The sequence below is a fragment of the Streptomyces abikoensis genome, assembly GCF_014648775.1.
In the GTDB taxonomy this organism is placed as follows: domain Bacteria; phylum Actinomycetota; class Actinomycetes; order Streptomycetales; family Streptomycetaceae; genus Streptomyces; species Streptomyces abikoensis.
On sequence record NZ_BMRT01000001.1, the window covers coordinates 1324442 to 1344890 of the forward strand.

At 72.5% G+C, this 20449-nt stretch carries 18 protein-coding genes; 4 read left to right on the forward strand and 14 right to left on the reverse strand.

The window, feature by feature from the left end; translation table 11 throughout:
• Positions 1-42 precede the first annotated feature (42 nt).
• The 3 genes from IE096_RS05730 to IE096_RS05740 form a co-directional block, all read right to left on the reverse strand.
• On the reverse strand, positions 43-666 hold the full coding sequence (locus tag IE096_RS05730) for a TetR/AcrR family transcriptional regulator (RefSeq protein ID WP_189448963.1): 624 nt from the start codon (positions 664-666) through the stop codon (positions 43-45).
• Positions 667-812: 146 nt separating this feature from the next.
• Complete coding sequence (locus IE096_RS05735) at positions 813-1211, reverse strand: RidA family protein (RefSeq protein ID WP_189448966.1); 399 nt, start codon at positions 1209-1211, stop codon at positions 813-815.
• A complete protein-coding gene (locus tag IE096_RS05740) occupies positions 1208-2392 on the reverse strand; it encodes an acyl-CoA dehydrogenase family protein (RefSeq protein ID WP_189448968.1) in 1185 nt (394 codons plus the stop codon). The genes IE096_RS05735 and IE096_RS05740 overlap by 4 nt, the downstream gene beginning before the upstream one ends.
• 149 nt (positions 2393-2541) lie before the next feature.
• Between IE096_RS05740 and IE096_RS05745 the strand changes: the two genes are divergently transcribed.
• Both IE096_RS05745 and IE096_RS05750 read left to right on the forward strand, forming a co-directional pair.
• Positions 2542-4230 carry an AMP-binding protein gene (locus IE096_RS05745; RefSeq protein WP_189448970.1) on the forward strand — a complete coding sequence of 563 codons (1689 nt, stop codon included), beginning with the start codon at positions 2542-2544 and terminating at the stop codon, positions 4228-4230.
• Positions 4223-5059 carry a PaaX family transcriptional regulator gene (locus IE096_RS05750; RefSeq protein ID WP_189448972.1) on the forward strand — a complete coding sequence of 279 codons (837 nt, stop codon included), beginning with the start codon at positions 4223-4225 and terminating at the stop codon, positions 5057-5059. Before IE096_RS05745 ends, IE096_RS05750 begins: the two co-directional genes overlap by 8 nt.
• A gap of 185 nt (positions 5060-5244) precedes the next feature.
• On the opposite strand, the gene IE096_RS05755 is transcribed toward IE096_RS05750, so the two are convergent.
• From IE096_RS05755 to mmuM, 7 genes are all read right to left on the reverse strand, one after another.
• Positions 5245-7515 carry a bifunctional salicylyl-CoA 5-hydroxylase/oxidoreductase gene (locus tag IE096_RS05755; RefSeq protein ID WP_189448974.1) on the reverse strand — a complete coding sequence of 757 codons (2271 nt, stop codon included), beginning with the start codon at positions 7513-7515 and terminating at the stop codon, positions 5245-5247.
• Complete coding sequence (locus IE096_RS05760) at positions 7500-8327, reverse strand: enoyl-CoA hydratase family protein (RefSeq protein WP_189448976.1); 828 nt, start codon at positions 8325-8327, stop codon at positions 7500-7502. Before IE096_RS05760 ends, IE096_RS05755 begins: the two co-directional genes overlap by 16 nt.
• A 159-nt stretch (positions 8328-8486) precedes the next feature.
• Positions 8487-9488 (reverse strand): ornithine carbamoyltransferase, encoded by a 1002-nt coding sequence (gene argF, locus IE096_RS05765; protein WP_189448978.1) that lies wholly within the window; start codon positions 9486-9488, stop codon positions 8487-8489.
• A gap of 132 nt (positions 9489-9620) precedes the next feature.
• The gene (locus IE096_RS05770; RefSeq protein ID WP_189448980.1) at positions 9621-10853 is read right to left on the reverse strand and encodes an arginine deiminase; all 1233 of its coding nucleotides are present in this window, start codon (positions 10851-10853) and stop codon (positions 9621-9623) included.
• Positions 10854-11027: 174 nt separating this feature from the next.
• Positions 11028-13766 (reverse strand): polynucleotide kinase-phosphatase, encoded by a 2739-nt coding sequence (locus tag IE096_RS05775; protein WP_189448982.1) that lies wholly within the window; start codon positions 13764-13766, stop codon positions 11028-11030.
• Positions 13763-15331, reverse strand: a complete 1569-nt coding sequence (locus tag IE096_RS05780; RefSeq protein ID WP_189448984.1) for a 3' terminal RNA ribose 2'-O-methyltransferase Hen1 — start codon at positions 15329-15331, stop codon at positions 13763-13765. Before IE096_RS05780 ends, IE096_RS05775 begins: the two co-directional genes overlap by 4 nt.
• A 34-nt stretch (positions 15332-15365) precedes the next feature.
• Positions 15366-16301: a homocysteine S-methyltransferase gene (gene mmuM / locus IE096_RS05785; protein ID WP_373298019.1), complete on the reverse strand. Its 936-nt coding sequence runs from the start codon at positions 16299-16301 to the stop codon at positions 15366-15368.
• 360 nt (positions 16302-16661) lie between these two features.
• On the opposite strand from mmuM, the gene IE096_RS05790 reads away from it, so the two are divergent.
• Positions 16662-16892: a hypothetical protein gene (locus tag IE096_RS05790; protein WP_229819940.1), complete on the forward strand. Its 231-nt coding sequence runs from the start codon at positions 16662-16664 to the stop codon at positions 16890-16892.
• A gap of 20 nt (positions 16893-16912) precedes the next feature.
• Here IE096_RS05790 and IE096_RS05795 read toward each other — a convergent pair whose 3' ends face one another.
• The 4 genes from IE096_RS05795 to IE096_RS05810 form a co-directional block, all read right to left on the reverse strand.
• On the reverse strand, positions 16913-17371 hold the full coding sequence (locus IE096_RS05795) for a DUF6099 family protein (protein ID WP_189448988.1): 459 nt from the start codon (positions 17369-17371) through the stop codon (positions 16913-16915).
• A 119-nt stretch (positions 17372-17490) separates the two neighbouring features.
• Positions 17491-17841: a nucleotide pyrophosphohydrolase gene (locus IE096_RS05800; protein WP_189449662.1), complete on the reverse strand. Its 351-nt coding sequence runs from the start codon at positions 17839-17841 to the stop codon at positions 17491-17493.
• A 161-nt stretch (positions 17842-18002) separates the two neighbouring features.
• The gene (locus tag IE096_RS05805; protein WP_189448989.1) at positions 18003-19151 is read right to left on the reverse strand and encodes an AAA family ATPase; all 1149 of its coding nucleotides are present in this window, start codon (positions 19149-19151) and stop codon (positions 18003-18005) included.
• 26 nt (positions 19152-19177) lie between these two features.
• Positions 19178-19585, reverse strand: coding sequence for a cell division protein SepF (locus IE096_RS05810; RefSeq protein ID WP_126916490.1), 408 nt, complete (start codon positions 19583-19585; stop codon positions 19178-19180).
• A 241-nt stretch (positions 19586-19826) separates the two neighbouring features.
• On the opposite strand from IE096_RS05810, the gene IE096_RS05815 reads away from it, so the two are divergent.
• Positions 19827-20432 carry a TetR/AcrR family transcriptional regulator gene (locus IE096_RS05815; protein WP_189448991.1) on the forward strand — a complete coding sequence of 202 codons (606 nt, stop codon included), beginning with the start codon at positions 19827-19829 and terminating at the stop codon, positions 20430-20432.
• The last annotated feature ends 17 nt before the right edge of the window (positions 20433-20449 follow it).

The window sequence follows — 20449 nt, forward strand, 5'->3', positions numbered from 1 at the left end:
CGCTGACGACGGAGACGCCTGCCTGCCGGGACCGTACGGGGGTCAGTCCTGGCGCCGGATCGCGCTGAGCGTGAACGTCTCCAGCTCGTCGGCCGCGGCGTCGAGGTCGTAGTCGGGGTGGACGAGCCAGTGGGAGATCACACCGTCGATCGCCCCGCCGATCGCGAGCGCAACGGTCACGGGGTCGAAGGCGCGCACCTGGCCGGTCTCCTGGCAGCGGGCCAGGAGACCGACCAGGTGGCCCAGGCGGTCGTGGTTGTCGTGGGAGCCCGGATTCTTGAGCCGGGTGCCGCCCTCGTCGTCGAGGAGCATCTCGGTGATGACGCGGACGTGGCGGCGGTTGGCCTGCTGGTACGAGATCATCGCGCGGACGTACGCGACGATCGCGGCGCACGGCTCGGTCTCGCGCTCCACCCGCTCGTGGACGTAGGTCCTGAAGCCCTCCAGCACGTGCTCGAGCGTGATCCGGGCGAGGTTGTCCTTCGACGAGAAGTGGTAGAGGACGGCGGCCTTGGAGATGCCGGCCGCCTCGGCGATCGCCGAGAGCGAGGTGGCCGGATAGCCCTTGGTGGAGATCAGGTCGATGGTGCACTCGACGATCTGCTGCCGCCGGGCCCGCTCGGTGAAGGTCAGGGCCTGGGGGTCGGCACTCCGACGAGGGGCCATCGACACGCCGCCTTTGCTCTCGCTGATTCCACGAACAGTTTCGCGAACCGCTGCAAACGGTACACCGGGCGCCCCGACCCGAGCAGCACGGCCGCCGGCCGCCCCCGCCCGTCAGAACGGCGGGCACCGCCCACCCGGCACCTTCGTCAGGGCAGCACGGCCAGCCCGTCCAGCTCCACCATCGCCTCCTCGTCCCAGAGCCGGACCACGCCGACGACGGCCATCGCCGGGTACTCGCGGCCCGCCAAACGCCGCCAGATCCGCCCGAGTTCAGGGGCGTGCGCCCGGTACGCGCCCACGTCCGTCGCGTAGACCGTCACCCGGGCCAGGTGCTCCGGCCCGCCCCCGGCGGCCCGGAGGGCGGCCAGGAGATTGGTCAGGGCCCGCTCGAACTGCTCCGGCAGGCCGCCCGCCACGACCGTCCCGGCCGCGTCGAGCGCGGTCTGCCCCGCCAGAAGGACCAGCCGCCCGCCCGTGGCGGCGACGGCGTGGCTGAAGCCGCGCGCGGGCGCGAGCCCGGCGGGGTCGATCCGCTCCAGGCTCACGGGGAGGCCCCCGCGCCCGCCGCCCGGAACAGCTCCTTCGCGATGATCGTGCGCTGGACCTCGCTCGCCCCCTCGTAGATCCGGGGCGCGCGCACCTCCCGGTAGAGGTGCTCCAGGAGGTGGCCGTGGGCCAGGGCGCGGGCGCCGTGGATCTGGACCGCGGAGTCGACGACGTACTGGGCGGTCTCGGTGGCGAAGAGCTTGGCCATCGCCGAGCGCGCGGCCACGCCCGGCTCCCCCGCGTCGTAGGCCGCGGCGGCCGCCTGGACGAGCAGGGCGGCCGCCTCGGTGCGGGTGGCCATCTCGGCGAGCAGGTGGGAGACGGCCTGGAGGTCCTTCAACGGGCCGCCGAACGCCCGGCGTTCCTCCGCGTGGGCCACCGAGGCGTCCAGGGCGGACCGGGCCATTCCGACAGCGAAGGCCCCGACGCTGGGGCGGAACAGATCGAGGGTGGCCATGGCCAGCCGGAAGCCCCGGCCCACCTCGCCGACGACGTCGCCGGGGCCCACGGGCACGCCGTCGAAGGTGAGCGTGCCCACGGGGTGCGGGCCGAGCATCTCCAGCGGTTCGCCGCCGAGGCCGGGGCGGTCGGCGGGGACGAGGAAGGCGGTGACCCCGGCGGCCCGGCTCCCCGGGCCCGTACGGGCGAAGACGGTGTAGACGTCGGCCTGCGGGGCGTTGGAGATCCAGCGCTTCTCACCATGCAGCCGCCAGCCCGACGCGGCCGCCCCGCCTGCCCTGGCCGCCCCTCCCGCCCCGGTCGGCTCCGCGCGCAGCTCCAGGGCGGCCGCGTCCGAGCCCGCGCCCGGCTCGCTCAGCGCGAACGCCGCCACGGCGCGCCCCGCGGCGACCTCCGGCAGCCAGCGCGCCCGCTGTGCCCGGGTGCCGTGGGCGACGACGGGGTGGGCGCCGAGGCCCTGCAGGGCGAGGGCCGTCTCGGCCTCCGTGCAGGCGTACGCCAGCGATTCGCGCAACAGGCACAGGTCCTGGGCACGTACGGGACCGGTCAGGGGAACCACCCGGGAAAGCAGGCCGAGTTCGCCGAGCGTCGCGAGGAGCGGCCTGTTGACCTTGCCGGGAGCGCCCCGGTCCGCGACGGGGCGCAAGCGGCGGGCGGCGAGCGCGCGCAGCTCCACGGAGCCCTTGCGCCGCTCCCCCTCCCCTGTGAACGGTGTGGCCATCCGACCCACCCTTCTCTCGCATGGTTTATCGCGCTCTATTGACTGCCGTCACCGCCTCGTTACGCTGACAGTGGATCCGCGTCGCTGGCAAGACCCCCGTTCACCTCCGATTTCTCCGGCGATTCCGCCGACGAGGGGGCGCATCCGCGATGGAGCTCATGCCATCGGCCCATATCGACACCTTCCCGCGCGACCACCTCCCGCCCGTCGCCCAGTGGCCGGAACTCCGCTTCGACCTCCCCGGCGCCCCGGACCTGCGCTACCCCGACCGCCTCAACTGCGCCGAGCGCCTGCTGGACGCCACGGTGGACCGGCTGGGCCCCGGGCGACCGGCCATCCGTGGCGGGGGCGAACCCGGGGACGGGGCCGGGGACAGGGCTGGGGACGGATCCGGGACCGGGCTCGTCTGGTCGTACGGACTGCTCAAGGAGCACGTCGACCGGATCGCGCACGTCCTCACCGAGGACCTGGGCGTCGTGCCCGGCAACCGGGTGCTGCTGCGCGGCCCCACCACGCCCTGGCTGGCGGCCTGCTGGCTGGCCGTGCTCAAGGCGGGCGCGGTGGCGGTGACCGTCCTGGCCGCGCAGCGCCCGCACGAACTGGCCACCGTCTGCCGCATCGCCCGCGTCCGGCACGCCCTGTGCGACGCCCGGTCGGCCGGTGACCTCCGTGCGGCGGGCATACCGGACTTACGCCTCACGCTGTACGGCGGGAATACACCCGACGACCTTCTGCGGCTCTCGGCAAATAAACCCGCATCCTACGACGCTGTGGACACCTCCGCCGACGACGTCGCCCTCATCGCCTTCACCTCCGGAACCACCGGACACCCCAAGGGATGCGTCCACTTCCACCGCGACGTCCTCGCCATCGCCGACACCTTCTCGGCGTGCGTACTGCGCCCCCGTCCGGACGACGTCTTCGCCGGCAGCCCACCGCTCGGCTTCACCTACGGCCTCGGCGGTCTCCTCGTCTTCCCGCTGCACGCCGGGGCGTCCACCGTGCTGACCGACTGGGGCGGCCCCGAGCGCCTGCTCGCCGACGTCCAACGGCACCGCGTCTCCGTCCTGTTCACCGCGCCGACCGCCTACCGAGCGATGCTGGAGACCCTCGGCCCGTACGACGTGTCCTCCCTCCGCCGGTGCGTCTCCGCGGGCGAGCACCTGCCCGCCGAACTCTGGCACGCGTGGCGGCGCGCGACGGGATTACGCCTGATCAACGGCATCGGCGCCACCGAAATGCTGCACGTCTTCATCTCCGCCGCCGACGACCGCATCCGCCCCGGCACGACCGGCCTGCCCGTCCCCGGCTACGAGGCGCGCGTCGTCGGCCCGGACGGCGCGCCCGTCCCCGACGGGCACCCCGGCCTGCTGGCCGTGCGTGGCCCCACCGGCTGCCGCTACCTCGCCGACGAACGGCAGCGCGTGTACGTGCGCGACGGCTGGAACCTCACCGGCGACACCTATGTCCGCGAGCCGGACGGCTACTTCCGCTTCGTGGCCCGCGCCGACGACATGATCATCTCGGCCGGTCACAACATCGCCGGCCCCGAGGTGGAGGAGGCCCTGCTGCGCCACCCGGACGTCCTGGAGGCGGCGGTCGTCGGCCGCCCGGACGAGCGGCGCGGGCAGATCGTCGTCGCCCACGTCGTTCTGCGGGAGGGGGTGCCGCCCACCGCGGAAACGGTCGCGGAGCTACGGGAGTTCACCAAAAAGGAGATCGTTCCGTACAAGTGCCCTCGCGAGATCGTGTTCCTCCCCGCCCTTCCCCGCACGCCCACGGGCAAATTACAGCGCTTTCGGCTGCGTTCCGGAGCTTTACAGTTTCCCCGTGACTGACCAGCAACCGCTTCACACCCCCCGCTCCCTCATCGTCACCTTCTACGGCGCGTACGGGCGCGGGGACGCCGGCCGCCCCGCCGGGCCGGTGCCGATCGCGGCCCTGATCCGGCTGCTGGGCGCGGTGGGCGTGGACTCGCCCTCGGTGCGGTCGGCCGTCTCCCGGCTCAAGAGACGCGGTCTGCTCGTGGCAGGCCGCACCCCCTCCGGCGCGGCGGGCTACGGCCTGTCGGAAGGCGCCCGGCAGTTGCTGGACGACGGCGACCGGCGCATCTACGGCCGCCCTTCGGCCCGCGCGGGCCATGGCTGGCTGCTGGCCGTCTTCTCCGTGCCCGAGCACGAACGCCACAAGCGCCACCTGCTGCGCTCCCGGCTCTCCCGGCTCGGCTTCGGCACGGCGGCCCCCGGCGTGTGGATCGCCCCCGCCCATGTGCACGAGGAGACCCGGCACACCCTGGAGCGGCTCGGACTGGCCTCCTACGTCGACCTGTTCCGCGGCAGCCACCTGGGCTTCGAGCCGACCGCCGAGTCGGTCGCCCGCTGGTGGGATCTCGACGCGCTGGCCGCCCAGCACCGCGCGTTCCTGGAGGCCCACGAACCGGTCCTCCGCCGCTGGGCCCGCCGCAAGCCGGTGCCGCCGGAGGCGGCCTACCGCGACTACCTCCTGGCCCTGGACCGCTGGCGCCGCCTCCCGTACGCGGACCCGGGCCTGCCGGCGGGCCTGCTCCCCCCGGACTGGCCCGGCGGCCGCGCGGCCCGCGTCTTCGCGGCCCTGCACGCACGACTCAGGGACGCGGGGGAACGCTTCGTGACCCCGGCACTGGCGTAACGGGAAGCCGGCTCGTCCGGCGGCCAGTCCGGGCCGGACGGAACCCGAATCCAGCCCGTCCGGCGCTTGAGCACACGGGGATCCGGGGGCAGAGCCCGTCCAGCCCGTCCGGCTTTTGAGGACACGGGGGTCCGGGGGCGGAGCCCCTGGAGGAAACGGTGAAAGGGCGGGACCGGGGCACCCCCCTACACCCGCCGCCCCGTAGGCGGCCTCCGACTCCCCGCCCGGTAGGGCAAGGGCCACGGCGCACCGGGCCCCGCATACCCCTGCTCGGCGGCGGCATGGAGCGTCCAGTGCGGATCGTACAAATGCGGCCGCCCCAACGCGCAAAGATCCGCCCGCCCCGCCAGGATCAGCGAATTGACGTCGTCCCAGGACGCGATCGCCCCGACGGCGATCACCGGCACCCCCACCTCGTTGCGGATGCGATCCGCGAACGGCGTCTGGTACGAGCGCCCGAACGCGGGCCGCTCGTCCGGCACGACCTGCCCGGTCGAGACGTCGATCGCGTCCGCGCCGTGCTCGGCGAAGGCCCGGGCGATGGCGACGGCGTCGTCCGCGGTCGTACCGCCCTCGGCCCAGTCCGTCGCCGAGATCCGGACGGTCATCGGCCGCTCGGCCGGCCACACCTCCCGCACGGCATCGAAAACCTCCAGCGGAAAGGCCAGCCGACCGGTGATACCGCTGCCGTAAGCGTCCGTGCGGTGATTGGTGAGCGGCGAGAGGAAGCCGGACAACAGATAACCGTGCGCGCAGTGCAGCTCCAGCAGATCGAACCCGGCACGCGCCGCGCCCTCGGCCGACCGCACGAACTCATCTCTCACAACAGCGAGTTCGGCAACGGCCAAGGCGTGCGGCGTCTGATTGACGCCAGGGCGGTACGGAATGGCCGAGGGGGCGACGACGGGCCAGTTCCCCTCGGGGAGCGGCTGGTCGATGCCCTCCCACATCAGCCGCGTCGACCCTTTCCGTCCGGAGTGGCCGAGCTGGAGCCCGATGGCCGTGCCGGGGGCCCGCTCGTGGACGAAACCGACGACACGCCCCCACGCCCGCTCGTGCTCCGGCGCGTACATCCCCGTGCACCCCGGTGTGATGCGCCCCTGAGCGCTGACGCAGACCATCTCGGTCATCACCAGCCCCGCCCCGCCGAGGGCGCGGGCACCGAGGTGGACGAGATGGAAGTCACCCGGAGTGCCGTCCGTGGCGGAGTACATGTCCATCGGGGAGACGACGACGCGGTTGCGCAAGGTCAGCCCGCGCAGCCGGAAGGGCGTGAACATCGGCGGGGTACCGGCCGGAACGCCCGCCTCCTCCTCTACGGCGGCGACGAAGCCGGGATCGCGCAGCCGGAGGTTGTCGTGGGTGACGCGGCGGCTGCGGGTGAGGAGGTCGAAGACGAACCGGCGGGGCGGCCCGCCGACGCGGACGGCGAGGTCCTCCATCCACTCCATGCTGGCGCGGGCCGCCCGCTGCAGGGACTCGACGACGGGGCGGCGCTCCGCCTCGTACGCCGCCAGCGCCTCGATGACGCTCGTGGCGCCGTCCAGATGCGCGGCGAGGGAGACGGCGTCCTCAAGGGCGAGCTTGGTGCCGGAGCCGATGGAGAAGTGGGCGGTGTGGGCGGCGTCCCCCAGCAGGACCGTACGGCCGTGGGACCAGCGCTCGTTGACGACCGTGCGGAAGACGTTCCAGGTCGAACGGTTGGAGCGCAGGGCGTGGCCCTTCAGCGACCCGGGGAACCAGCCGGCGCAGGCGTCGAGCGACGCCTGCTCGTCGCGGCCGTCCAGGCCGGTGCGGCGCCACACCTCCTCCCGCATCTCGACGACGACGGTGCTGGCGTCCGGGGCGAAGGGGTAGGCGTGGAGCTGCATGACGCCATACGGGGTCTCGGCGATCTCGAAGCGGAAGGCGTCGAGGGCGAAGTCGGCGGCGAGCCAGATATAGCGGCAGCGGTGGCTGGTGATGGTGGGACGGAAATGGTCGCGGTGGGCGTCACGGGTGCGGCTGCCCGCGCCGTCGGCGGCGATGACGAGGTCGTAGGAGCGGGCCAGTTCGGCGGCGGGCGGCGCCTGCGCGCGGAAGCGGAGGGTGACGCCGAGGTCGTGACAGCGCTGGTGGAGGAGGGCGAGGAGGCGGTGACGGCCGAGGGCGGCGAAACCGTGGCCGCCACAGGTGACGGTGCGGCCCCGGTGGACGACGTCGACGTCCTCCCAGCTGACGAATTCGCGGTGCAGGGCGGCGCGTAGGACGGGGTCGGCGGTCTCGATGCCGTCGAGGGTCTCGTCGGAGAGGACGACGCCGAAGCCGAAGGTGTCGTCGGGGGCGTTGCGTTCCCAGAGGGTGATGTCGCGTTCGGGCGCCTGGCGTTTGAGCAGGGCGGCCGCGTAGAGGCCGGCGGGTCCGCCGCCGACGACCGCGACGCGGGCCGCCGCCGGGGCGGTCACCGGCCCCGCCACGCGGGAGGCCGCTTCTCGGTGAAGGCGGCATGGAACTCGGCGTAGTCGGCGCTGCGCATCAGCAGGGCCTGGGTGGCGGCGTCGAGTTCCAGGGAGGCGGCGAGGGACATGTCGAGTTCGGCGTTGAGCAGGGCCTTGGTCTGGGCGTGGGCGAGGGCGGGACCGTCGGCGAGCCGGCGGGCGAGGTCCTGGGCGGCGGTGGGCGCGCCACCGGGTTCCGTCAATTGGCTGATGAGCCCGATGCGTTCGGCTTCGGCGGCGTGGACGGGTTCGCCGAGCATCAGCAGCCGGGTGGCATGGCCGAGGCCGACGACGCGGGGCAGGAGGTAGGCGGCGCCCATGTCGCCGCCGGAGAGGCCGACCCTGGTGAAGAGGAAGGCGAAGCGCGCTGTCGGGTCGGCGACGCGGAAGTCGGCGGCGAGCGCGAGGACCGCGCCGGCGCCGGCCGCGACCCCGTGCACGGCGGCGACCACGGGGAAGGGGCAGTCGCGCAGGGCCCGGACGACCTGGCCGGTCATGCGGTTGAAGTCGAGGAGACGGGCGGTGTCCATGGCGAGGGTCGCGCCGATGATGTCGTCGACGTCGCCGCCGGAGCAGAAGCCGCGTCCCTCGCCGCCGAGGACCAGGGCTCGTACGGATCCGGCGCGGGCCAGTTCCGGGAGGAGGTCGCGCAGGTCGGCGTAGGCGCCGAAGGTGAGCGCGTTGAGCCGGTCGGGGCGGTCGAGGGTGACGGTGGCGACGCCTGAGTCGAGGGTCAGGCGCAGGTGCCGCCATTCGTCGGTGCGGGACGCGGAGCCGGTGAACGGACTCATGGAGCGCGGCCTCCTTCAGCCGGACGGCTGGTGCCTGCCCGGTGAAGCTATCACCGTTGTGTGACTGTCGTCACGGGTACGCGATAGGACTCGGAGTGGCTTCGGGCCCTGCCGCGCACTCGTCGGCGAGGCGGGTCGAGATGCGGCGAGGCGCCCGGCTCAGCGGCCCAGGGTCGCCACCATCAGGGCCTTGATGGTGTGCATGCGGTTCTCGGCCTCGTCGAAGACGACCGAGTGGGCGGACTCGAAGACCTCGTCGGTCACCTCCAGGGAGGTCAGGCCGTGGCGCTCGTGGATCTCACGGCCGATGGAGGTGCCGAGGTCGTGGAAGGCGGGCAGGCAGTGGAGGAACTTCACGGCGGGGTTGCCGGTCGCGCGCAGGACGTCCATGGTGACGGCGTACGGCGCGAGGAGGGCGATGCGGGCGTCCCAGACCTCCTTGGGCTCGCCCATCGACACCCAGACGTCGGTGGCGACGAAGTCCGCGCCGCGCACCCCCTCGGCGACGTCGTCCGTGAGCGTGACCCGGGCGCCGCTGGCGGCGGCCAGCCGCCCGGCCTCCTCGATGACCTCCTGCGCGGGCCACAGCTCCTTGGGCGCCACGATCCGGACGTCCATGCCGAGGAGGGCGCCGGTGACGAGGTAGGAGTTGCCCATGTTGTAGCGGGCGTCGCCGAGGTAGGCGTAGGCGACGCGCTCCAGCGGCTTGGCGGTGTGCTCGGTCATGGTGAGCACGTCGGCCAGCATCTGGGTGGGGTGCCACTCGTCGGTGAGGCCGTTGTAGACGGGCACCCCCGCGTATGCGGCGAGATCCTCGACGACGCCCTGGCCGTGACCCCGGTACTGGATCGCGTCGAACATCCTGCCGAGCACCCGCGCGGTGTCCGGGACGGACTCCTTGTGGCCGATCTGGGAACCCACGGGGTCGAGGTAGGTGGTGTGGGCGCCCTGATCGGCGGCGGCCACCTCGAAGGCGCAGCGGGTCCGGGTGGAGGTCTTCTCGAAGACGAGCGCGATGTTGCGGCCCTGGAGACGACGCTCCTCGGCGCCCGTGCGCTTGGCGGCCTTGAGCTCCGCAGCCAGTTCGATCAGGCTGTGGAACTCCTCGGCGGTGAGGTCCGTCTCCTTGAGGAGGTGGCGGCCCTTGAGGTCTGTCGCCATGGCGTGGGCTCCTACGTCGTCAGCGGCTGTAGCGGCGCCGTCGTTGGTCAAAACGGAATTGTATACAGCCTGCCACATTCTTATGCGCCAGCCTAGGGGTGGGTCCCACCCCGGTTGCCCCAGCTCAGAAGGCTAGGCCCCCGGCACCGGGTCCCGCTCGACCGGGCAGCTCATACAGCGCGGCCCGCCCCGGCCCCGGCCCAGCTCGCTGCCCGGGATGGTGATGACCTCGATCCCATGTTTGCGCAGGTAGGTGTTGGTCGTCGCGTTGCGCTCGTAGGCGACCACGACGCCCGGCTCTATCGCCAGCACGTTGCAGCCGTCGTCCCACTGCTCGCGCTCGGCCGCGTGGACGTCCTGCCGCGCGGTCAGCACTCTGATCGAGTCGAGCCCCAGGGCGGCGGCGATCGCACGGTGCATGTGCTCCGGCGGGTGATCGGTGACCTTGAGATCGCTTTCGCCGACACCGGGCTCGATCGTGTACGAGCGGAGCATGCCCAGGCCCGCGTACTGGGTGAAGGTGTCGCCATCCACCATGGTCATCACGGTGTCGAGGTGCATGAACGCCCGCCGCTTGGGCATGTCCAGCGCCACGATCGTCCGGGCCGACCCGGCCGCGAACAGGCCCCGGGCCAGCATCTCCACGGCCTGCGGGGTGGTCCGCTCGCTCATCCCTATGAGGACCGCGCCCTCGCCGATGACCAGCACATCGCCGCCCTCGATGGTGGAGGGGTAGGCCGCCTGCCCCTCGCACCAGACGTGGAAACCGCCCGGGGCGAAGAGCGGGTGGTGGCGGTAGACCGCCTCGTAGTGCACGGTCTCGTGCCAACGGGCGGGCCAGCGCATCGCGTTGACGCTCACTCCGTCGTAGATCCAGGCCGAGGTGTCACGGGTGAAGAGGTGGTTGGGCAGCGGATTGAGAAGGAAGTCGTCCAGGTCCATGACGTGGAAGCGGACGGAGACGGGCTCGCTGTGCCGCTCCAGGAACTCGCGCTTGGTCATCCCGCCCACGAGCCACGAGGTCAGCTCGGCGACCGGCATCCCGTCGAAGGCGGCCCGCAGATGGTCGGTGGCGAGGGGGCCGTACTCCTTCTCGTAGAAGACCCGGTCCAGCACCAGGGCCCGGGCCGCCGGCGACCGCAGGCTCTCCTCCAGCAGGTCCTGGAAGAGATGCACCTCCACACCGCGCTCCCGGAGGACGTCCGCGAAGCCGTCGTGCTCGGCGCGGGCGCGGCGGACCCAGAGCACGTCGTCGAAGAGAAGAGCGTTCTTGTTGGAGGGCGTGAGCCGCTTCAGCTCCAGGTCGGGGCGGTGCAGGATGACGCGGCGCAGCCGCCCGGCCTCGGAATCGACATGGAATCCCATCCCCCCATCCTGACCCCAACCCGCCCCGTTCACTCGGCGACCGGGGCACGGAGTGCCGCCCCGCGCCCCGTAAGGGGCGCGGGACTGTGTCGATATGCGGCTACCGCCGCGCGGGCGCGACCAGCCCCCACCGGCCCGCAGCGCCGGAACCGCGAGACCACCGGAGGGGACCCGCTAGAGCCGGGGATCCACCGGCTCGGACTCCAGTGCGAGGACGGCGAAGACCGCCTCGTGGACCCGCCACAGCGGCTCCCCGGCCGCCAGCCGATCCAGCGCCTCCAGCCCCAGCGCGTACTCGCGCAGTGCGAGCGAGCGCTTGTGACCGAGGTGGCGTATGCGCAGCCGGGCCAGATTCTCCGGGCGGGTGTACTCGGGCCCGTAGATGATCCGCAGGTACTCGCGGCCCCGGCACTTGATACCCGGCTGGACGAGCTTTCCGTCCTCCCCGCGCACATACGCCTGGAGCGGCTTGACGACCATGCCCTCGCCGCCGGCTGCGGTGAGGTCGAGCCACCAGCGGGTGCCCTCGGCGACGGACGCCTCGTCCCCGGTGTCGACGACGATGCGGCGGGTGGTGGCGAGCAGCCCGCCGGAGCCGCCGGCGCCCGCCTCCTCCGCCACGCTGTCCTCCGCCACGATCCGGTCGATCATCGCGAGCTGCTCGTCGTGCGGGACGGTGGCCAGACTGCGGCCCTCGGCGGCCAGGATCTGGAACGGCGCCAGCCGGATCCCGTCCAGGACGTCCCCGTCGGTGCCCTCGGTCGGGCCGACCGGCCAGCAGTAGCGGCGGTACGCCTCCGTGAAGGCCTCGGCGTCCTCGGCCCGCTCACGCTGGCGGCCGAGCAGCTCGGCGACGTCCAGGCCCCGGGCGGCGGCGGATTCCAGGGCCGCGAGCGCGCCCGGGAAGACCGCGCCGGAGGCCGCGCCCACGGCCGCGTACTGGTTGCGCAGCAGCCCCTGGGCCTTGAGGGACCAGGGCATCAGCTCGGCGTCCAGCAGCAGCCAGTCGGTAGTCAGCTCCTCCCACAGCCCGGCGCCCGCCACGCAGCGGCCCAGCCGCTCCAGGAGACGGGTGGCCACCTCGGTGTCGTCGAAGAACGGCCGGCCGGTGCGGGTGTACACCGCGCCGGGCACGCCCTCGGGCACTCCGAAGCGCTCGCGCGCCACCTCCGCGTCGCGGCAGACCAGGACCACGGCACGGGAGCCCATGTGCTTCTCCTCGCACACCACCTGGCGCACACCGTCGGCGCGGTAGGCGGCGAAGGCCTCCGCAGGGTGCTCCAGGTAGCCCTCCTCCTTGGAGGTGGCGCAGGGGGCCATGGTCGGCGGCAGGTAGACCAGCCGGCGGGGCTCGACGGCGAAGCGGCTCATGACCTCCAGGGCCGCCGCCGCGTTCTCCTCCTTGACCGCCACCCGGCCCAGGTGCCGGGTCTCCACGACGCGGCGGCCGGTGACGTCGGCGAGATCCAGCGGGCGGCCGTCGGCGCCGCCGGGAGCCTCGCTCACCAGCGGCCGCAGCGGCTCGTACCAGACGCGCTCGGCCGGCACGTCCACGAGCTCGCGCTCGGGCCAGCGCAGCGCGGTCAGCTTGCCGCCGAAGACGGCACCGGTGTCCAGGCAGATGGTGTTGTTGAGCCAGGTGGCCGTGGGGGTCGGGGTGTGGCCGTAGACCACGGCGGCCCGGCCCCGGTAGTCCTCCGCCCAGGGGTAGCGCACGGGCAGGCCGAACTCGTCGGTCTCGCCCGTCGTGTCGCCGTACAGCGCGTGCGAGCGGACCCGGCCGGAGGTGCGGCCGTGGTACTTCTCGGGCAGCCCCGCGTGGCAGACGACCAGCGCGCCGCCGTCGAGGACGTAGTGGCTGACGAGCCCGCCGATGAACTCGCGTACCCGCTCCCGGAACTCCGGGTCCTGCTCGGCTTCCCTCTCCAGTTGCTCGATCGTCTCGGCGAGACCGTGCGCGACCTTGACCTGACGACCGCCGAGGAAACGGCCGAGCTTGTTCTCGTGGTTGCCGGGGACGCACAGGGCGTGCCCGGCGGCGACCATGCCCATCACCAGGCGCAGCACACCCGGGCTGTCGGGGCCCCGGTCGACGAGGTCGCCGACGAAGACGGCGGTGCGCCCCTCGGGGTGCGCGGCGTCCACAGGGCGACCGGCGTCGTCGCGCACGAGGTCGTAGCCGAGCCTGGTCAGCAGGCTCTCCAGCTCGGAACGGCAGCCGTGGATGTCACCGACGATGTCGAACGGGCCGGTGACGTGGCGGAGGTCGTTGAAGCGGCGCTCGCGCACGACCTCGGCGGAGTCCGTCCGGGCCGTGCCCCGCAGGACGTGCACCTTGCGGAATCCCTCGCGCTCCAGGTGACGCAGGGAACGCCGCAGCTCGCGCTGGTGGCGCTGAATGACGCGCCGGGGCAGGGCGGCCCGGTCGGGCCGGGCGGCGTTGCGCGCGGCGCAGACGTCCTCGGGGATGTCGAGGACGATCGCGACGGGCAGCACGTCGTGCTCCCGGGCGAGGGCGACGAGCTCCTTGCGGGGCTCGGACTGGACGTTGGTGGCGTCGACGACGGTCAGCCGGCCGGCCGCGAGGCGCTTGCCGACGATGTAGTGCAGGACCTCGAAGGCGTCCTTGCTGGCGCTCTGGTCGTTCTCGTCGTCGCTGACCAGCCCCCGGCAGAAGTCGCTGGAGATCACCTCGGTCGGCTTGAAGTGCCGTGCGGCGAAGGTGGACTTACCGGATCCGGTGGCCCCGACGAGGACCACGAGGGACAGGTCGGGAACGTCCACGGTCACACGCTGCTCAGCCGTGCGTTCTCCCGTGGTGCGTTCTTCTGCCGTGGTGCGTTCTTCTGCCGTGCGCCCGTCTGCCGTGCTTTCCGCCGCGGTACGGCTCTCTGTTGTGCGGTCCTCGGTCATGCGGTCCTCGCCTCCTTCGCGCTCTCGTCGGTGCCGCGCTGCTTGCCACTCACACCATTGACGTACTTCACGTCATTCACGTCGTTCACATCGCTGTTCGCCTTCTTGCCCGCGTCCCCGCCCGCGTCGTCGCGCCTGTGGAAGACGGCCATCTGCGTCGGCGGCCCCACCTCGGGGTCGTCGGGGCCCACGGGCAGGAACTCCACCGTGTACCCATGACGCTCGGCGACCTTCTCGGCCCAGTCCCGGAACTCCTTCCGGGTCCACTCGAAGCGGTGGTCCGCGTGGCGCACGTGCCCGGCCGGCAGGGTCTCCCAGCGCACGTTGTACTCCACATTGGGCGTCGTCACGACGACCGTCGCCGGGCGGGCCGCGCCGAACACCGCGTACTCCAGGGCGGGCAGCCTCGGCGGATCCAGGTGCTCGACGACCTCGCTGAGCACGGCGGCGTCATAACCCGCGAGCCTGCGGTCGGTGTAGGCGAGGGAGCCCTGGAGCAGCGCCACACGGGCCGCCTGCCGCTCCGGCATCCGGTCCAGCCGCAGCCGCCGCGAGGCCTCCTTCAGCGCGCGTATCGACACATCGACGCCCACGATCTCGGTGAAGCGGGCGTCCTTCAACAGCTCCCCCACCAGCTGCCCCTGGCCGCAGCCGAGGTCGAGCACCCGCGACGCCCCGGACCGGCGCAGGGCGTCGAGGATCGCCGCACGTCGCTGCACCGCCAGCGGCACGGGCCGCTCCTCGGTGTCGGCCGTCTCGTCGACCGCGTTGTCCAGCTCGTCGGCCTCGGTGTCGTCGGCCTCGGCCAGCCGGGCGAGCGCCAGGCGGTCGAGGGCGTCCCTGGTGAGGCCCCAGCGTCGGGAGAGGTAGCGGCTGGTGATCAGTCGCTGCTCGGGGTGGTTTTCCAGCCACCCCTCGCCGAAGCGCAGCAGCTTCTCCACTTCGTCGGGCGCGACCCAGTAGTGCTTGGCGTCGTCCAGCACCGGCAGCAGCACATACAGCTGCCGCAGCGCTTCGACCAGCCTCAGCTCCCCGTCCAGCACCAGCGACACATAGCGCGAGTCGCCCCACTCGGGGAACCGCTCGTCCAGTGCCACCGGACGGGCGGTCACCGTCCACCCCAGCGGCGCGAAGAGCCGTTCCACGAGCGCGGCACCTCCTCGGGCCGGCAGCGCCGGGATCTCGACGCGCAACGGACGAGCTCGCTCGGGCAGTTCGGGCCGGGCCGCGCACTGTCCCTTGATGGCACTGGAGAACACGCTGCCGATCGCCACGGCCAGCAGCGAGGACGCCGCGTATGGACGGTCGTTGACGTACTGCGCCAGCGCCGAGTCGGGTGCGCCGCCCCGCCCCCGGCCCTTGCCGCGCCGGACGAGCGCCACCGGATCGACCTCGAGCAGCAGCGCCGCCGTGCAGCGCTCCACACCGGCCTCGGGGTAGAGGACGTGCGCGGTGCCGTGGGAGGTGGAGAACCGCTGCGCCTTGTCGGGGTGCTTGTGCAGCAGGAATCCGAGGTCGGTCGCGGGGTTCTGGGCATCGCCGGAAGTACTGATCGTCAGGAACACGCAGTCGATTATCCGGGCCCATCTGGCCGGATTCCTACTGCTTTTCCAGTAGCGCGGCCAGCTCCGCGATCCGTTCCGGGCCGACACGGCAGCAGCCGCCGACGATTTGGGCCCCGGCGGCCCGCCAGACCGCGACCCTCGCGGGATCGAATGTCGCACGCCCCCGCCAGTCCTTTGCTCGCGCATCCCACCCCTCCCCACTGTTCGGATAGACCACGACCGGTTTCCCCGTCACCCGGGCGGCGATCTCCACCGCCCGGTCCGCATCACCCGGCGCACAGCAGTTGACCCCTACGGCGATCACGTGATCGTTTCCGGCGGCCACCGCGAACGCCTCCGCCAGCGGCTGCCCCGCCCTGGTGGCCCCGCCCTCGACGCTGTACGACAACCACACCGGCACCCCGCAGCCCCGTACGGCCCGCAGCAGCGCCCGCGCCTCGTCCACGTCCGGCACGGTCTCCAACGCCAGCACATCCGGCCCGGCCCCGGCCAGTACCTCGATCCGTGGCCGGTGGAATCGCTCCAGCTCCTCGACGCTCAGGCCGTACCGTCCCCTGTACTCGCTGCCGTCCGCGAGCATCGCCCCGTACGGCCCTACGGACGCGGCGACCCAGACTTCCCGCTCGGCCCGCGTGGCCGCCCGGCGCGCCAGCTCGACGCTCCGCCGCAGCAGCGCGGCCGCCTCCTCCCTTCCCACTCCCCTTTTCGCGAACGCCTCGAAAGTCGCCTGATAGCTGGCCGTGATGAGCACCTGGGCGCCCGCCCGGACGTAGGCCGTGTGCGCGGCTTCGATCTGCGCGGGGTCGTCGGCGAGCAGCCGGGCCGACCACAGCTCGTCGGACAGGTCACAGCCCTGGGCCACCAGCTGATTGGACAGCCCGCCGTCCAGGACGAGCGGCCCCCGCGCGAGCGCGGCCGTGAGCGAGGCGCCGGGCAGCGCGTCGGGCAGCGCGTCCGGCACACCGGACACGTCAGGCGGTGTCATCGGCAAGGAACCGGGCGGGGTGTCAGGGACGGACGTCAAGGTGTTCCTCCAGCGGCTGGGTGGGCCTCTTCCCACCACTATCGCGCCCCCTCCGCGCACCTCAGCCCCGCCTGCTCGAACAGACGTCAACAGGTCGCCTCACGCCCTCCCCTACTCACTCCGGCCGGGTGAAATTCCCCCGTGCCGGGCGGCCCACGGAGCCTCCGCCAGTGTCCGGCGCGTCCGGCTGATCGTTGGCTCGGGCGGAGCCGGACCGCCCGGCCCGCGCACCGGTGTCCGCTGCCGGAGGCGATGATCGCAACGCCGCCCGACCGCTCGGGGAGGGCGAGGGCCGAGGAGGCCACCATGACCCAGGAAGCCGCGCCCGACGAGGCCGTGCCCACCCAGGCCGCTTCCCCACAGCAGGGCGCACCCAAGGGCCTGCTGCAACAGATGGAGGAGCTGATGGCGGCGCTCAACGCCGATCTGACGCAGCTCGACGCCGACCTTCAGTCGTCGGAGCGGCGAGGCGTCGACGACGAGCCCGAGGAGCCCGCCGAGCCCACCTCGCCGAGGAGCGGCGCCGGCACGGACTGACCTCCACTCCCCCGGGGGCCTCATGCCGCACCGCCTCGCGTCCGCAGGGCGAGCCGTCTGAGCAGCCCTCCGATCCTGTCGCTGGTCTCGTCGGCGGCGTCGATCGCCTCTATGCACTGCCAGTAGACGGCGTCCTCCTCACAGGCGCCGGCGACACCGACCAGCGCGATGCCGACCTCGCCAAGGAGCTCTCCGAGGTCCGTCAACGCCGCCCAGGGGTCGCGAACTTCGGCGAGCTGCGCCGCTCGTAAGCCTCCGGACCGCAGCGCGGCCTGGCGCAGCGCGCCGGAGGCCCGGGCCCCGGCCTCGCTGAGGCCGACGGCCGCCGCGCGCGCCTCGAAGGGCCCGTGAAGGGCGAGGTGACTGCCGATGGCCTCGGCCAGCGCCTGCGCCTGCCATGCCTCGACGACGATGTCCCGCACCTCCCTGGCCTGCGCCAGGGCGTGCCGAGTGGCCACGATGAGCCGCACTGCCTCCATGACCGTCCCCCATGCTTTTCCGTCTGCCCGCTCTCACTACCCAGAGTGATGACTAACCGCCGGAAAAGCCAGGGGAATTCAGAAATCTGTGGATACCAAATGCGGTGTGGATAACTCAATCACTCCGGAGAGTGACGACCGTCGCGATCGGCGACGCCGTCACCGGTCTCCTTCAGTGCCGGAAATCGCCGCTCATTTCGGTCGATCTTCGCCGAAAGCGCCGCCAGGACATCGATGCCCAGTACCTCGCAGAACTGGAGCAGGTAGGCCAGGACGTCCGCGACCTCGTCCTCGACCCGCGCCGCGGTCGAGGGTTCCTCCATCACCCGGGCCGACTGCTCCGGCGTCAGCCACTGAAAGATCTCGACCAGTTCGGACGCCTCGACGCTGAGCGCCGCGGCCAGGTTCTTGGGGGTGTGGAACTGCTGCCAGTCGCGTGCCGCGGCGAAGGCCGCCAGCCGGTCCTGCAACGTCCGGACGTCGAGACCCGTCGTCCCGGCCGGCTCACGGCGGTCAGGTCCGGCAGGCCCGTCAGGTCCGTCAAGCCCGTCAGGATGGTCATGACGGTCGGAGCAGCCACGGCGGGTTTCCTCATGGGACTCAGGGTGCTCAGTTTGTTCAGGGTGTTCACTCACGCCCCCAGGTCTACCATCGATGCCCCTGCCACCTCACCGGCCACTTCCGCCGCAGCCCCCCGCAGCGTCCCCACCAGTCTGATGTGCCCTCGTTCGCACATCCGCGCCGCCAGTTCCAGCAGCTCCCGGGCCTGGCGCGCGTCGAGGCACCGGTCGAGGCCGTCCGCCAGGACGGTGAGCACCTGCCGGGCCTCCAGCACCTCGGTCGCCGGGTCCACCGCCAGCACCCCCGGCCCCGTCAGCAGCACCAGGCACAGCGCCAGATAGCGCAGCTCTCCATCGCCCAGCCGTTCCAGCGGGGTGGCGGCCCCGGCCTGCCGCCCCAGGACGGCCCGCACGAACCCGCCGTCGAGGCCCTCCACGGACAGTCCGTCGACCGGCCCTCGACATCCCGCGGCCGCGGCCGCGACCAGCAGGGCGTGCCGGGTGACGCACTCGTTGCGAGTGCGCCCCAGGACCGCGGCAACGTTGTCGCACGCGCCGCGCAGCCGCCCGTCGCGCGCGGCGACCGGCGCGCGCATCAGCTCGGGCCGGGGGTCGCAGGGGAAGACCGAGCGCAGGGCGATCACGACCTGCTCCGCGGCGTCGAGAACCATCCGCTGCCCGGCGGTCTTCCCCGCGACCCGCAGCGGCAGGAGCGCCGTGCCCAGCCGGTCGTCGGGCAGGGGCGCGCGGGTGACGGGCACGGAGCCCGCCGTGTGCCAGGCGGCCTCGACCCTCGGCAGCCCCGGGTCGCGCAGCGCCGTGGAGAGCAGCGTCAGCCCCGACCCCGTCAGCCGTTCGCCGACCACGCGCAGTTCGGGCTCGGCCTGGACGGCCACGTCCAGCAGGACCGGCCCCACCGGGCCTTCCACGGTGCACCCGATCCGGAAGCCCCGCCTTCCCTGGGCGTCGGGTCTGGCCTGCTGCGGTACGCACGCCTGGGCGCCGCCGGCCACCGGGGCCAGCGCCTCGCCGAGGGAGTCACCGCCCGCGAGCCGGGCGAGTACCTCGTACGCCTCCAGGGCACTGGACTTGCCGCTGCCGCTGCCACCCCGGAAGAGGGTCAGCGGATCGAGCGGGAAGACGGCGTTGCGGTGCGACTTGAAAGCGGAAAGCCGCAGTTCGGTCACGACGGGGCGCTTGTGCGGATTGGCGGCGTCCATGTCTGAGGACCGTAGGCGGCAAGCTGTCAGCCAAACCGTTTCATCTGATCATTCTTCCTACGATCGGGGTACCCGGAGGCCACCTCGGTCCCTTCCGGGGCCAGCAGGAAGACATTGGTGTCGACCCGGTGCATGGCACTGCCCAGCCCGAAGACCACACCGCTGGAGAAGTCGAGGATGCGCTTGGCCACGTCGGTGTCGGCGCTCGTGAGGTCGAGCAGCACCGGGACGCGGGCGATCAGGTGCTCGGCGACCTCGCGGGCGTCCGCGAAGATCTGCACCCGGAGCACGACGAGCCGTCGCTGCTTCTCGGCGGGCTCCTCCTCGGGCAGGGCCCGGTGGTCGGGCCAGGACGGCCATGCCTGGTGGCTCCGCAGCGGAACGACCTGGGCAAGCCCCTCCCACTGCTCATCAGTCGCCTCGGACCGGTTCACCGGATCACCCCTCCGGGGAACGTGCTGGGTATGTACATCCCGCGATTCTAGGGATAAAAAGCCCCCGTTAGGCCCAATGACACGCGCCCCGAGTGGGCCGATCGGCCCAGGGGCCGGCTCTGGGGCGCCCCAACGCCTCCTCAACACCACCACGGCGGCGGGGGTCGGCGAGCGGGCGACAAGGGGGCAGCGACGGCGAAACGATACGTATCGCCTCGATCACTCGCTACACTCACGTTTCATGCCCGACAAGACAGCACCCGACGCCGCCCGGCGCAGCCAGCGCTCACGCCAGGCGATCTGCGAGGCCGCCCTCTCCCTCGTGGGCGAGACCGGCTACGACAAGCTGACGATCGAGGGGATCGCGGCCCGCGCCGGCGTCGGCAAGCAGACGATCTACCGCTGGTGGCCGTCCAAGGGGGCAGTCCTGCTCGACGCCTTCACCGAGACCGTGGAAGCCGGTGAGGGCACGCTGCCCGACACCGGCGACCTCGCGACGGACCTCAAGGCCGTGCTGCGCGCGACGGTCGACGAGTTCAACGACCCCGCGTTCCAGGCCCCCTATCGCGCGCTCTACGTGGCCATGGTGAACGACTCCGAGGTCTCCGCCGGCTTCACGAGCAAGGTGATGGAACCGGGCACCCAGGCCTATGTCGACCGGATCCGCGCCGCGCAGGAGGCGGGAGAGGTCGCCGAGGACATCGACCCGCGCCTGGCCGCGGAGCTGATCCTCGGCCCCTTCGCCCAGCGCTGGCTGCTGCGGAGTCAGCCGCTGACGCACGAATTCGCCGACAGCCTCGTCGACATGGCCCTCACCGGCCTGCGACCCCGGGCTCCCCGGACCTGACGCATCACGCATAACGG